17 protein-coding genes are annotated in these 12,602 nt (G+C 69.7%); 11 read left to right on the top strand and 6 right to left on the bottom strand.

Annotated elements, in window-relative coordinates:
* Positions 1 to 11: 11 nt before the first annotated feature.
* From JIAGA_RS31480 to JIAGA_RS0121205, 4 genes are all read right to left on the bottom strand, one after another.
* Positions 12 to 1,517, bottom strand: a complete 1,506-nt coding sequence (locus JIAGA_RS31480; protein WP_051426355.1) for a SulP family inorganic anion transporter — start codon at positions 1,515 to 1,517, stop codon at positions 12 to 14.
* A 270-nt stretch (positions 1,518 to 1,787) separates the two neighbouring features.
* Positions 1,788 to 2,015, bottom strand: coding sequence for a hypothetical protein (locus JIAGA_RS0121215; RefSeq protein WP_157553386.1), 228 nt, complete (start codon positions 2,013 to 2,015; stop codon positions 1,788 to 1,790).
* 60 nt (positions 2,016 to 2,075) lie between these two features.
* A complete protein-coding gene (locus tag JIAGA_RS31475) occupies positions 2,076 to 2,939 on the bottom strand; it encodes a SigB/SigF/SigG family RNA polymerase sigma factor (protein ID WP_084469911.1) in 864 nt (287 codons plus the stop codon).
* Between the two features lie 263 nt (positions 2,940 to 3,202).
* Positions 3,203 to 3,655: a YbhB/YbcL family Raf kinase inhibitor-like protein gene (locus JIAGA_RS0121205; protein ID WP_026877199.1), complete on the bottom strand. Its 453-nt coding sequence runs from the start codon at positions 3,653 to 3,655 to the stop codon at positions 3,203 to 3,205.
* A 168-nt stretch (positions 3,656 to 3,823) separates the two neighbouring features.
* Here JIAGA_RS0121205 and JIAGA_RS0121200 point away from each other — a divergent pair, with 168 nt between their 5' ends.
* From JIAGA_RS0121200 to JIAGA_RS0121175, 6 genes are all read left to right on the top strand, one after another.
* On the top strand, positions 3,824 to 4,285 hold the full coding sequence (locus tag JIAGA_RS0121200) for a DUF4383 domain-containing protein (RefSeq protein WP_051426354.1): 462 nt from the start codon (positions 3,824 to 3,826) through the stop codon (positions 4,283 to 4,285).
* Positions 4,286 to 4,302: 17 nt separating this feature from the next.
* Positions 4,303 to 4,764, top strand: a complete 462-nt coding sequence (locus tag JIAGA_RS0121195; RefSeq protein WP_211239776.1) for an SRPBCC family protein — start codon at positions 4,303 to 4,305, stop codon at positions 4,762 to 4,764.
* Positions 4,765 to 4,829: 65 nt separating this feature from the next.
* A complete protein-coding gene (locus JIAGA_RS33390) occupies positions 4,830 to 5,882 on the top strand; it encodes an LLM class flavin-dependent oxidoreductase (RefSeq protein ID WP_051426353.1) in 1,053 nt (350 codons plus the stop codon).
* Between the two features lie 50 nt (positions 5,883 to 5,932).
* Positions 5,933 to 6,328 carry a cytochrome c oxidase subunit 4 gene (locus tag JIAGA_RS0121185; RefSeq protein ID WP_026877196.1) on the top strand — a complete coding sequence of 132 codons (396 nt, stop codon included), beginning with the start codon at positions 5,933 to 5,935 and terminating at the stop codon, positions 6,326 to 6,328.
* A 95-nt stretch (positions 6,329 to 6,423) separates the two neighbouring features.
* Positions 6,424 to 6,996, top strand: a complete 573-nt coding sequence (locus JIAGA_RS0121180) for a CBS domain-containing protein (protein ID WP_211239775.1) — start codon at positions 6,424 to 6,426, stop codon at positions 6,994 to 6,996.
* Between the two features lie 42 nt (positions 6,997 to 7,038).
* On the top strand, positions 7,039 to 7,284 hold the full coding sequence (locus tag JIAGA_RS0121175; RefSeq protein WP_026877194.1) for a hypothetical protein: 246 nt from the start codon (positions 7,039 to 7,041) through the stop codon (positions 7,282 to 7,284).
* A gap of 14 nt (positions 7,285 to 7,298) precedes the next feature.
* On the opposite strand, the gene JIAGA_RS0121170 is transcribed toward JIAGA_RS0121175, so the two are convergent.
* Together JIAGA_RS0121170 and JIAGA_RS0121165 are read right to left on the bottom strand one after the other, a co-directional pair.
* Entirely contained in the window at positions 7,299 to 7,706 is a 408-nt protein-coding gene (locus tag JIAGA_RS0121170) for a ChaB family protein (protein WP_026877193.1), read from the bottom strand.
* Positions 7,707 to 7,818: 112 nt separating this feature from the next.
* The gene (locus tag JIAGA_RS0121165) at positions 7,819 to 8,259 is read right to left on the bottom strand and encodes a DUF6098 family protein (protein WP_026877192.1); all 441 of its coding nucleotides are present in this window, start codon (positions 8,257 to 8,259) and stop codon (positions 7,819 to 7,821) included.
* A 218-nt stretch (positions 8,260 to 8,477) separates the two neighbouring features.
* On the opposite strand from JIAGA_RS0121165, the gene JIAGA_RS0121160 reads away from it, so the two are divergent.
* From JIAGA_RS0121160 to JIAGA_RS0121140, 5 genes are all read left to right on the top strand, one after another.
* Positions 8,478 to 8,846: a VOC family protein gene (locus JIAGA_RS0121160; RefSeq protein WP_026877191.1), complete on the top strand. Its 369-nt coding sequence runs from the start codon at positions 8,478 to 8,480 to the stop codon at positions 8,844 to 8,846.
* 116 nt (positions 8,847 to 8,962) lie between these two features.
* Positions 8,963 to 10,294 carry a Na+/H+ antiporter NhaA gene (gene nhaA, locus JIAGA_RS0121155; RefSeq protein WP_051426352.1) on the top strand — a complete coding sequence of 444 codons (1,332 nt, stop codon included), beginning with the start codon at positions 8,963 to 8,965 and terminating at the stop codon, positions 10,292 to 10,294.
* Between the two features lie 96 nt (positions 10,295 to 10,390).
* On the top strand, positions 10,391 to 10,828 hold the full coding sequence (locus tag JIAGA_RS0121150; protein ID WP_026877189.1) for an NfeD family protein: 438 nt from the start codon (positions 10,391 to 10,393) through the stop codon (positions 10,826 to 10,828).
* Between the two features lie 32 nt (positions 10,829 to 10,860).
* Entirely contained in the window at positions 10,861 to 11,925 is a 1,065-nt protein-coding gene (locus tag JIAGA_RS0121145; protein ID WP_026877188.1) for an SPFH domain-containing protein, read from the top strand.
* Positions 11,926 to 12,039: 114 nt separating this feature from the next.
* Complete coding sequence (locus JIAGA_RS0121140) at positions 12,040 to 12,591, top strand: alpha/beta fold hydrolase (protein WP_026877187.1); 552 nt, start codon at positions 12,040 to 12,042, stop codon at positions 12,589 to 12,591.
* The last annotated feature ends 11 nt before the right edge of the window (positions 12,592 to 12,602 follow it).

The following is a 12,602-nucleotide window of genomic DNA, read 5'->3' as shown; positions in this document are numbered from 1 at the left end:
ACGGCACAGGCTCAGTGGGCGCCGTTGAGCTGGCCCGTAGTGCGTTCGTGCAGGTGGGCGCTGTGGGTGTTGAGGCCGATGATCTCCGCGTCGACACCGCGGGCGGCGAACTTCGCCACCACCGCGTCGAGGGTGGCCACCGCCGAGGTGTCCCAGACGTGCGCGTCGGTCAGATCGATGACGACCCGCGGGACGGGGTCGGCGTAGTCGAAGGAATGGACGAGCTCGTTCGTGGAGGCGAAGAACAGCTCACCGGTGATCGCGTAGACGCGGATGCCGCCGTCGGGGTCGAGCACGCTGGACACCTCCACCAGATGCGCGACGCGGCGGGCGAAGAAGATCGCCGCGAGCAGCACACCGGCCACGACACCGTAGGCGAGGTTGTGGGTGGCCACCACGATGGCGACGGTGGTGACCATGACGGCGGTCTCGCTGAGCGGGGTGCGCCGCAGGGCGCCGGGCCGGATGCTGGACCAGTCGAAGGTGGAGATCGACACCATCACCATCACCGCGACCAACGCGCCCATCGGGATCGCGGCCACCAGGTCGCCGAGCACCAGGATCAGGACCAGCAACCCGACCCCGGAGACGAGCGTCGACAGCCGGGTCCGCCCGCCGGACTTCATGTTGATGACCGACTGCCCGATCATCGCGCAGCCGGCCATCCCGCCGAGGAACCCGGTGGCCACGTTGGCGATGCCCTGCCCGCGGGCCTCGCGGGCCTTGTCCGACGTCGTATCGGTGAAGTCGTCGACGATCTGCGCGGTGAGCAGCGACTCCAGCAGGCCGACGAACGCCAGCGTCACCGCGAACGGCAGCACGATCGTCAGCGTCTCGAGGGTGAACGGCACGGCCGGCACGCCGACGACCGGCAGCGCGTTCGGCAACTCCCCCATGTCACCCACGGTCGGGACGTTGATGCCGAACGTCACGGCAGCGGCCGCGAGGACGACGATCGCGACCAGCGGCGACGGCACGGCCTTGGTCACCCGGGGCAGCAGGTAGATGATCCCCAGCCCCGCGGCGACCAGCACGTACACCGGCCATGACTCCCCCACCACGTGCGGCACCTGGGCCAGGAAGATCAGGATCGCCAACGCGTTGACGAACCCGACCATCACCGTGCGTGGGATGAACCGCATCAGCCGCCCGACACCCAGTAGCCCCAGCAGCACCTGCAGCACGCCGGTCAGGACCGTGGCGGCGAACAGGTACTCGACACCGTGCTCACGCACCAGCGGAACCATGACCAGCGCCATCGCACCCGTCGCGGCGGAGATCATGCCCGGTCGTCCACCGGCGATCGAGATGATGATCGCGATCGAGAACGACGCGTACAGGCCGACCTTCGGGTCCACCCCGGCGATGATCGAGAACGCGATCGCCTCAGGGATCAGCGCCAGCGCGACGAGCACGCCGGCCAGGACGTCGTTCTTCGGATTCGACAACCACGCCCGGCGGAACCGGGCCCAGTGGGTGCCTGCGCGTGTCTGCGGGTCCGACGGGCGAGGGCTCACGGGCAAGGCAGGGTCGGGCGTCCTGGGCAAAGAATGATCCTCCGGTGCGGCACACCCGCGTGGCAGCAAGAACCAGTCGCGGATGGTGCTGGCGGTCAGCGGCGCTCACTCAGCGGCGACGACGACGGCGCGCACCGGCACCCGGCACAGCCGGGACGGCAGGTGAGGTCGAGCGGGTGGTGCGGGCCAGCACTCTGGTGCCGGGTCTTACCTACGTCGGGGGCGCGGAAGCGTCACGCGCCCTTCCATGGTACCGGACCGTGCGGACGGTCACGAACCGGGACCATCCCGGCCACCGTCACCAGCGGACGGCGGCCGGACGGCTGCCGAGGTGAACTCGGCGCCGTCCCCGCTGTCGGTCTGCGTGGCGCTACGCACCATCATCAGTGCCGCCATGCTGACGATGGTGACGAGCAGGAGCGCCACGATCACCTTGAGAGAAGAACCCGGCTCCAACAGCCATCGGCGCAGCGGCATCCGCAAACCGTATTCCCTCACGGAGCCCTCCTTCCGATCGCGACCCAGAAACGGCGAGTGACGCACGAACCTGGCCACGCTTCAAGCAGATTCGGCAGCCGTCCGTGCCGATCGGCGCCGATGCGGCATCGGCACCTCGGCGCCGTCGACCCCGATAGCGGTGCGCAGTTCGCGAAGGATGCGGGCCAGGAGGCGGGAGACCTGCATCTGGGTGACACCCAGCTCCTGGGCGATCTCCTGCTGGGTCCAGCCGCGGAAGAAGCGCAGGTAGAGGATGCGCCGGTCGCGGGGCCGCAGGTCGCGGCAGGCCGGGGCCAGCGCGACGACGGCCTCGGCGCGGGCGAACCCGGCCTCGGACTCGCCCAGCGAATCCGCCAGCGGAGTGTCCTCGCCGCCCCCGCCGCGGTAGTCCAGGGAGGCCACGGTGAAGCACTCGTGCGACGCGCTGGCCTCGAGCACGTCGTCGACCTCGACACCGAGGTGCTCGGCCAGGTCGGCCGGCGTGGGTGCGCTGCCCAGGGTCTGGGTCAGCTCGGCGGTCGCGGCGGCGACCGCGGCATGCAGTTCCTGCACTCGCCGCGGCGGGCGCACCGTCCAGCCGTGGTCGCGGAAGTACCGCTTGACCTCACCGGTGATGGTCGGCACGGCGAAGGACACGAAGTCCTTGCCGAGGTCGGGGTCGAACCGTTGCGCGGCGTTGACCAGGCCGAGGTTGGCCACCTGGACCAGATCGTCCCGGTCGATCCCGCGGTTGCTGTACCGGCGGGCGATCGACTCGGCCAGCCGCAGATGCAGCAGGACCACCTCGTCGATCAGCCGCTGCCGCTCCTGCCCGCCGGCCTGGGCGGCCCGGCGCAACATGTCGTTGGTCAGCTCACCGCGATCGAGATTTGCGGGGCTCTGGTCGGGGCTCGTGCGTTGGTGAAACGACGATTGGGTCCGCATGCCGACACCTGTCCAGATATCGTGTGTCGTGGCGACTTGCTTGACCACGTGTACCCACCGAAACACGTGACGGGTTCGTAATCAACCCCCTGAGGACAGAAAGGTCCGTCTACTCACGCTTTCCATCGGCATGCCAGGCCCGGCGGGTGCATACGCGCGACCGACATTCGCCAGGGACCTGCGGCGACCCCGACGTGTCCCGACCCTCCCGGCGGCCGTGCTGGTCCGGACCAGCACGGCCGTTCACACAATCGGGCGCATGCTCAGCGCTGGAAGAGCCCCACCAACGTGCCGCGCCCGAGCGCCGCGGAGTCCGCCGCGCGATACACGTCCTCGACCGTCGGCTCGTCCGGCAGGTCGGCCGGCTCCGACAGGACGTACAGCCTGAAGAAGTAGCGGTGCGCCGGATCGCCCGGCGGCGGCGCGGGGCCGCCCCAGCCGACTTCCCCGAAGTCATTGGGCCATTCGCGCCCGCCGGCCGGCGTCTGGTTCTCCGGCACGCCGGCGGCGTGTGGGTCGATGCCGGTCACGAGCCAGTGCAGGAACGGGCCGCTCGGGGCGTCGGGGTCTTCACACAGCAACAACAGCTCCACCGCCTCCGTCGGAACGCCGATCCACTCCAGCGACGGCGACACGTTCTCGTCGTCGTGGGCGTGCCGGCCCGGGATGGGCGTGTGGTCACTGAAATCCGGGCTCCGAAGCTCGATACCGATCATCTGGCTTCCCCCTCCTCGCGCTCACGAAGTGTCCGTTCCCGATGGCGGGCGGCGGAAACGCTGGCTCGGGTCGGCACTGCAGAGGTTTGAGGGCGCGGCGGAGGGGCACCCACCACATGGGTCCGGGCAGGCGATGGCCCGGACCCATCGAGGGGGAGGGATCGTGACATGACAGAAGACATCGGCAAGTCCGGCCTGGCGGCGACGCCGGTACAGCTCGCCGCCACAGTGGTGGGGGTCGTCTTCCTCGCCGTAGGCGTGCTCGGTTTCGTTCCCGGGGTCACCACCGACATGGACACGCTGGAGTTCGCCGGCCACGAGTCGGAGGCCATGCTCCTGGGCGTGTTCCAGGTGTCGATTTTGCACAACATCGTGCACCTGCTGTTCGGGGTGGCGGGCCTGGTGCTGGCGCGGAGTGCGGGCGGCGCCCGTGCCTTCCTCGTCTGGGGTGGGCTCGTCTATGCGGTGCTCTGGCTCTACGGCCTGTTCGTCGACCACGACAGCACCGCCAACTTCGTGCCTCTCAACAACGCCGACAACTGGCTCCATCTCGGTCTCGCGATCCTCATGGTCGTCCTCGGCGTCGTCCTGGGCCGGACCTCCGGCCGTACCACGGGGGCGCCGTCGTGATCGAGGTGTCGCGCCGCGTGGACGCCTCTCCCGACGACGTGTTCGCGGTCGTCGGCGACGGCTGGACGTTCGCGAACTGGGTGGTCGGTGCCGCGCACATCCGCGCCGTCGACCCGGAATGGCCCGCCGTCGGGAGCCGGCTGCACCACAGCATCGGCCCGTGGCCGGTGTCGATCCAGGACGTCACGACCGTGAGGGCGGTCCGCCCCGGGTCCCACATCGAGCTGGCCGCCCGGATGTGGCCCGTCGGTGCCGCCCGCGTCCGCCTGATCCTGACGCCCGTACCCGGCGGCGGCACGGAGATGACCCTGGCCGAAGAGGCAACTGAAGGACCGGTGCGGCGAATACCGACGGCTGTGCAGGGGCTGTTCCTGCGTCCACGCAACGAGGAGTCGCTGCGCCGGTTGGCCGACCTCGCGCTCGGCAGACGGCGCCAGACCGACGTTCCGCCGGAGCGTGACGACTCGACCCGGCCGTGACCGCGAGGTAATGGTCCGGGTTCGTGGGTACTGCGGCTGGAAACGGAAGGGAGCGAGGCGGGATCATGGGCGTCGTCGAGGCGGTGCGCGGGTTGCTGTGGGCGCGGCGGCGCCAGCCCGAGGACGTCGCGTACGGCGTAGCTCTCGCGCACGAGCGGTTCTCCGCCGACGAGCTGCTGCGGCAGGCCGGCGAAGCCGAGCGCGCCGGCTTCGACATCATCTGCTGCAGCGACCACCTGGCGCCATGGTGGGAACCGGGCAGTCCCGCGCCGGCGGCATGCGGCAACGCCTGGGTGTGGCTGGGAGCGGCCGGCCAGGTGACCAGCACGGCGGCGCTGGGTCCGGCGGTGACCTCCCTCGTCCACCGGTACAACCCGGTCGTCGTCGCGCAGCAAGTGGCCACGTTGGAGATCCTGTGCCCGGGCCGGGCCTTCCTGGCTGTCGGTTCCGGCGAGGCGATGAACGAGGTGCCCGCGGGCATGAGCTGGCCGTCGGTGCCGGAGCAACTGGACCGGACCGAAGAGGCACTGACCATCATCGGGCGGCTGCTCGACGGCGAGACCGTGACGTACCGCGGCCGGTACTTCCGAACCGAGTCGGCGCGGCTGTACGACCTGCCCGAGCGTCGGCCACCGATCTTCATGTCGGCGTTCGGCGAGCGCGCCGCCGGCATCGCCGGCCGGCTCGCCGAGGGCGTGTGGACCTTGGCCGACCCGCGCTCGGTGCCGAGCGTCATCGCCGGCTACCGGCGAGCCTGCGAGGAGGCGAGCAAGGAACCCGGTGAGATCGTCCTGCAGGCCGCCGCCGCCATCGACGACACCCAGGACGCGGCCCTGGACAGCGCTCGCGAGTGGAAGGCCACCCAGGTCAAGGCCCACTACAGCGACGACATCCACGACCCGGGCCAGATCCACGCCAACGGCCGCGATCAGGTGTCCGACCTGACGTTCGCGACCGGGAGCCTGCTGTCCCCTGACCCTCAGGACCACGTGCGCAAGATCAAGGCCCTGCAGCAGTTCGGCGCCACCGCGATCGTCGTGATGAACGTGGCCGGGAGGAACCCGCTGGGCACCATTCGCACCTACGGCGAGTCGGTCCTCCCGCAGTTGCGCGGCTGAGGGCGCCGGCTCGGTCCGACGCGGAGAACCGGACGACGGAAGGACATGGCATGAAGGTCGAGGCCATGATCTTCATCGTCGTGACACTGTTCTTCGCCGTCGTGACACCGACGTACTGGGTCCTGTCCAGGGACCCGACCGGGACGACCACGCTGGCGCTCACGTTCGGTCTCGGTGGAATGATCGCCTTCTACTTCGCGCTGGTGTCCCGGCGCATCCCGCCGCGGCCGGAGGACCGGGCGGACGCCGAGGTCGAGGAGCTGGCCGGCGAGTACGGCTTCTACAGCCCGCACTCGTGGTGGCCGCTGGCCGCCGGTGCGGCCGCGGCCGTGGTGTTCCTGGGTCTCGTGTTCGCCTGGTTCATCTTCATCATCGGTGTCGCGCTTGCCGCGATCGCCGCGACCGGCTGGATCTTCGAGTACTACCGAGGCGACTTCAGCCACTGACGCCGGGTCGATCGGGCGGGACCGGGGCCGATTGACGCCCCCGGATCCGGGTACGCCAGGTGTCGTACGGACCCCGCCGCAACCAGGAGGCCGACATGCAACGAGACGGCAACCCGGGCCCAGGGCCGGACGACGACGTCGAACGCGACCTGCAGGAGATGGAGCGCGCCAGCAGGGATCGCCTCGAGGACTGGCCGGAACGCTCGCCTTCCGGGGCCGCCCCGCCGAGCGACGTCCGCGGGACGCAACCACAGACCGTGGCCGACGTCATGACCCGCCCGGCCGTGACGATGCCCGTCGAGGCATCCGTCGTCGAAGCCGCGGAGGCCATGCGCGACAACGACATCGGAGGCCTGCTGGCCGCGGAGGGCGAGCTGGTGCAAGGCTTCGTCACCGACCGGGACCTGGTGGTCCGGGTTCTCGCCGAGGGCTTGGACCCCACCACGACGACCGTCGGCGACGTCTGCAGCGCGGACCTGCTGACGACCCACCCGAGCACTCCGGTCGACGACGCCGTGCGGCTCATGCGCGACGCCGCGGTGCGCCGCCTGCCGGTCGTCGACGACGAGGGCCGTGCGCTGGGCCTGGTGTCGCTGGGCGACGTCGCACTCGCGCGAGACCCGCGCTCCGCCGTGGCCGACATCAGCGCGGCGCCCCCGAACACCTAGGACGCCGGTGCGCGTAGCGGCTTACGCCGGAGATGAGTAGCCATGCCACGAGACGACGATCACGACAAGCAGCCCGGTGGTCAGCGCCAGGAGAGCGCGGGAGGGTACGAGGACCCCGCGCAGCGTCCCGCGTCCGAGGCTCCGGGACGGCAGCAGGCCGGTGAGCAGGACCTGGACGAACAACACCGCGGCAGATGGCCGGCGCGGACACTCTTCGTCGCGGTGGTCGCGGTCCTGCTCACCGGCCTGCTCATCCTCGGCGTCCTCGGATTCCTGGCGATGAACTAGCGCGAGCGTCCCGGTCACTCGCGGGCTTTGCGCGTCCGCCTCTTGTTCTCCTTGTCGATCGCCTCGATCAGCTCGTCCTTCGTCATGGTCGAGCGACCCTGCACGCCGAGGTCACGCGCGGTCTCGTACAGGTCGCTCTTCGAGGCGTTCGCGTCCACGCCGCCCGCGGTCTTTCGCGGCCGGGTCCGCGACTCCGGCGCCGAGCGGCTGGCCTGCCGGTCCGACGGGCCCTTGCCGTTCTTGGGCTCCCAGTGGTCACCGACCTTCTGGAACTCGTGCTTCAACGCCGAGAACGCGGTGCGGTGCGCCCGCTCCCCTTCGCCATACGTCTCGACGGCCGAGTCGTGGGCCTTGGCCCAGACCTCCTGCGCCCGCTTCGGGGAACGCTGGATGGTCGACGGCATCTCCTGCTTCGCCGGCATGATCATCACACCTCCGTACCTCTGGCGTGTGTTCACCTACACCTGGCACGTACCCAGGTGCGAGGCCGACTCACGCGGCACGCGTAAGCCGGTGGCGTCCGCCGGATCCGCGTCAGCCGGCCGAGCCCCGGCCGACGTCGAAGCGCTCCTCGTAGCGTCTCCTGGCCTCGGCCAGCGCGTTTCGGCCCACCCGGGCCACCGGGCGCATCTCGGTGACCAGCGGTTCGTGGTCGGGGCCGTAGCCGACGACCCGGGCGGTGAGCAGCCAGGGAAACCTGTCCTCCTGGTCGAGCTCGTCGTACTTGCACAGCCGCCGGGCGACCCAGTCCGCCGTGGATCGTGTCCACCACGGCTCAGGCTCCACGGTGGTGACCGACCAGCCCGGCAGGTCGACATCGGCTTCGTAGTCGCGGCTCGGGCCGTTGCGCAGATCGACGGACGGCCCCTTCGAGTACCGGACGAACAGGCCGGGCCGGTCGTCGACCGTCCGCAGGACATCGTCGAGTGAATCGAGCATCGGCAGGTCGTCCCCGTCGCGTGGGTCGTCGTTCATCGGCTACGCCGCCTGCCGCAACACGCGAACGACATCACCGGCGCAGCACCCGGATCTCGGCATCAGGCCACTCCCTCTACTCCTACGCTCTCCGATGCCCCATCCTTACCCAGCCCCGAGCCGATCATGGGCACCGGCAGGCTGCTCCCGGCCGGCGCACATCGATCACTGCGGCAACGGGTACGGGCCCGGACAACGGCTCGAGAGACGGAGGAACGATGCCCAGTCTGATCCGGCAGTGGACCTTGGACGTCCACGATATCGACCGCATGGCCCGGTTCTGGTCCGACGTGCTCGGCTACGAGATCGACGACGACGGCGACGGTGTGCATCTGCGGCCGGCCGAGGGATCACCGCCGGGCGCGTTGAGCGTGTGGTTGCAGCCCAGCGCCGGCCCCAAGCGGGACAAGAACCGCAACCACCCGGACCTGGTGGCGACCGCGGGCACGGCCGAGGACGAGGTCGAGCGCATCCTCGGGCTGGGCGCCACCCGTGCCGATGTCGGGCAGACGGGTCACGAGGGTTTCACCGTCCTGGCCGACCCCGAAGGCAACGAGTTCTGCGTCCTGGACCACGGGCCGTCCTGACACCACGGCAACGTGGCGGCCGGTGGCGTCGCCAGCGATAACATGGTCCCGGGTGCGCCGGGGAAGTTTGGTCGGCGAGGTCGGTGTTGGACTCGAAAAACCCGTGAGGAGCCGCCGTGCCCACGTCCCGGTCCGAGGTGCCACGCCCCGTCCGCCGAATCCTCGGCCGAAGGAGCTACGGCGAGACGACACGCGTCGCCGAGATCCTCCGCAAGGAGACGGTCGGTGGTTTCCTGTTGGTGGGCGCCGCGTTCGCCGCCCTGGTGGCGGCGAACTCGCCGCTGTCCGACGGCTACGAGGCGCTGCGCGACTTCCGGTTCGGGTACGAGCCGTGGGAGCTGGACCTCACCCTCGGGCACTGGGCGTCGGACGGACTGCTCGCGGTGTTCTTCTTCCTCGTCGGCCTCGAGCTGAAGCGGGAGTTCGTCGCCGGGGACCTGCGGTCGGTCTCGACGGCGGTCGTGCCGGTCGCGGCGGCCGTCGGCGGCGTCCTCGCACCGGCGCTCATCTACGTCGCCGTCAACGCCGGCGGAGCGGCGATGCACGGCTGGGCGATCCCGACGGCCACGGACATCGCGTTCGCCGTGGCTGTGCTGGCCGTGATCGGGTCCAGCCTGCCGAGCGCTCTGCGGCTGTTCCTCCTCACCCTGGCTGTCGTCGACGACCTCATCGCGATCACGATCATCGCAGTCTTCTACACCGACGATCTCAACCTCGTTCCGCTACTCATCGGCGTGCTGCCACTGGCGTTGTTCGCGCTGCTCGCCCAGCGGCACCCGGTGTTCTTCGGCCGGCGCACGGGCGCGGCATGGTTGATCCTGCTTCCCATCGGCATCGTGTTCTGGGCACTGGTCCACGCGTCGGGAGTCCATGCCACCATCGCCGGCGTGCTGCTCGGGTTCACCATCCCGGTGCTGCGCGGCGCGCCCGACCGGCCCGCGGCGGGCTTGGCCGAGCTCTTCGAGCACCGCTTCCGGCCCCTCTCCACCGGCGTGGCCGTGCCCGTGTTCGCCTTCATGGCCGCGGGTGTGGCGATCGGCGGGCGGGACGAGATCGTGTCCGCGGCGACCGACCCGGTGACGATCGGCATCGTCGCCGGGCTGGTGGCCGGCAAACCGCTCGGCATCATGGCCACGACGTGGATCGTCACCCGGGTGACGCGAGCCGAGCTGGACCGGTCCGTGCGCTGGATCGACCTCCTCGGCGTCTCCCTGCTGGCCGGGATCGGTTTCACCGTGTCGCTGCTCATCGCCGAGCTCAGTTTCGGCGCGGGCAGCCCGCACACCGATCACGGCAAGATCGGCATCCTGACAGCGTCGGTCCTCGCCGCGCTGCTCGCGTCGTCGATCCTGTTGGCCCGCAACCGGCGGTACAAGGTGTACGCGGCCGAAGAGCTGGCCGACGAAGACTCCGACGGCATCCCTGACGTGTACCAGCGGCCCGACTAGGGCGTGACCGCTGGAACGCGGCGCGGCCGGCAGGTGCACACGGCGCTGGTCGAGAGCTAAATTGGACGTAACGCCCAGTCGTCAGGGGTTGGTCCCATGCCGTGGCTCATCTGGTTGATCGCCGCAGCGGCACTCGGCGTGATCGAGTTCTTCACCCTCACCCTGGCGTTCGGCCTCCTCGCCGGCGCCGCGGTGGTGGCGGCCGTCGTCGCCGGGCTCGGCGGGCCGTGGCTGGCGCAGGTGCTGGCCTTCGCGCTCGCGGGCGCCGCGGCGCTGGTCATCGTGCGCCCGATCGCTCGGCAGCACATGAGCCATCCGCCACTGACGCAAGAGGGAACTGACGCCCTGGTCGGCAGGAAGGCCGTGGTGCTCGAGGAGGTCACCGCGTCCAGCGGCCTCATCAAACTGTCCGGAGAGACGTGGTCGGCCCGCGCGCTGGACGACGATCACGTCATTCCGGCCGGCGCGTTGGTCGATGTCATGGAGATCGAAGGAGCGACGGCGATCGTCTACCCCCGCGAGTTGCTCCCCTGAGCGCAGACGCACGGAACGACATCGGAGGAGACATGGAACTCTTGGTGCCGATCATCATCGTCGCGGTCCTGGTGGTGTTCGCTGTCGTGTCCACCGTCCGGGTGGTTCCGCAGGCCCGCCGCTACAACGTGGAACGGTTCGGCCGCTACCGCACCACCTTGCAGCCCGGGCTGAACTTCATCATCCCGGTCGTCGACCGCATCAACACGAAGCTCGACGTGCGGGAGCACGTGTTCTCGTCGCAGCCGCAGCCGGTGATCACCGAGGACAACCTCGTGGTGAACATCGACACGGTCCTCTATTACCAGATCACCGACCCCCGTGCCGCCGCGTACGAGGTCGCCAACTATCTGCAGGCCATCGACCAGCTCACGGTGACCACCCTGCGCAATGTGATCGGCAGCATGGACCTCGAGCAGACCTTGACCTCCCGCGAGAACATCAACGCCCAGCTGCGTGCCGTCCTGGACGAAGCCACCGGCAAATGGGGTATCCGGGTCAACCGCGTCGAGATCAAGGCGATCGATCCCCCCTCCACCATCAAGGAGGCGATGGAGAAGCAGATGCGCGCCGAGCGCGACAAGCGCGCCGTCATCCTGCACGCCGAGGGTGAACGGCAGTCCCGGATCCTCACCGCCGAGGGCACCCGGCAGCAGGAGATCCTGGAGGCTCAGGGCAAGCAGCAGGCGGCCATCCTGCGCGCCGACGGCGAGGCCAAGGCCATCGAGAGGGTCTTCCAGGCCGTGCACCGCTACGACGCCGACCCCAAGGTGCTGGCGTACAAGTACCTGGACACCCTCCCCCACCTCGCCGACGGCGACAACAACACCTTCTGGGTCATCCCCGGTGAGCTGACCCAGGCCATCCGCGCGGTCACCGACGCGTTCGGCGGCCCGGCCCGCGCGGCCGGCGCCGTCGACGAAGCTCCGGCGGGCAGCGACGCCGCCGACGACGACGAGCCCGCGTCGGTCACGCAGGGACCGGCGCGCCTGGACGCCGCGGCAGCCGCCGACGAGGTGGCCGAGCTGGCGGCGGCCGCCGTCAAGGACGCGAAGGCCGAGGCCGCGGCGGCCGAGAACGGCCAGACCAACAGCTGAGAAGACCAACGCTGCCGATCTCAGGCGACTGAGCCGCACTCGTCCGACCCTGCCGATGATCGGGGGCCCTGAGCAAAGCGAGCGGGGGAGAATCAGCGCATGCGCTCAGTAACTGTGCAAGCCGAGGACCGGACCCGCCTGCACGTGGGAGTCACGGGAAGCGGATCTGATGCCGTGGTCTTGTCAGGAGGGCCGGGATGCGTCCATTACCTCGAGCACGATGACATCGCGCCGCGCGGAATGCGGGCTTGCTACGCCTTGGACCACCCCTCCCGTGTCCGTGCAGTGGTCGGCGTTGCCGGTCACGGACTTCACAAGGACCGGACCTGGTCCCAAACCTACGAGGCCCTGAAGCACACTGAACCCAAGATCGACATCGACTGGAACCCCATGGTCCACCAGGCGCTGAGCGAGTCGTTCGTGGAGTGGATCCACGGCTCCGACCTACTGCGGCGCTTGGCTGATTGCCGGGTCCCGATGACCATTGTCGCCGCCGAGCACGACATCCGCCCCTCATGGCCACTCCGTCAGCTCGCCGCTCTGGTCAAGCAAGGAGTCTTCGTAGAGGTCTCGGGCGTACCGTACGACCTGTGGTCTACCCACCCCGAGGTATGGGTCGACGTCGTCACGAATGCTTGCATTGCTCCGGCTGACCAGCGGCTGTGACGTAGCAGCCT

Source organism: Jiangella gansuensis DSM 44835 (assembly GCF_000515395.1).
Classification (GTDB): domain Bacteria; phylum Actinomycetota; class Actinomycetes; order Jiangellales; family Jiangellaceae; genus Jiangella; species Jiangella gansuensis.
This window is presented reverse-complemented; position numbering and strand designations above follow the sequence as displayed.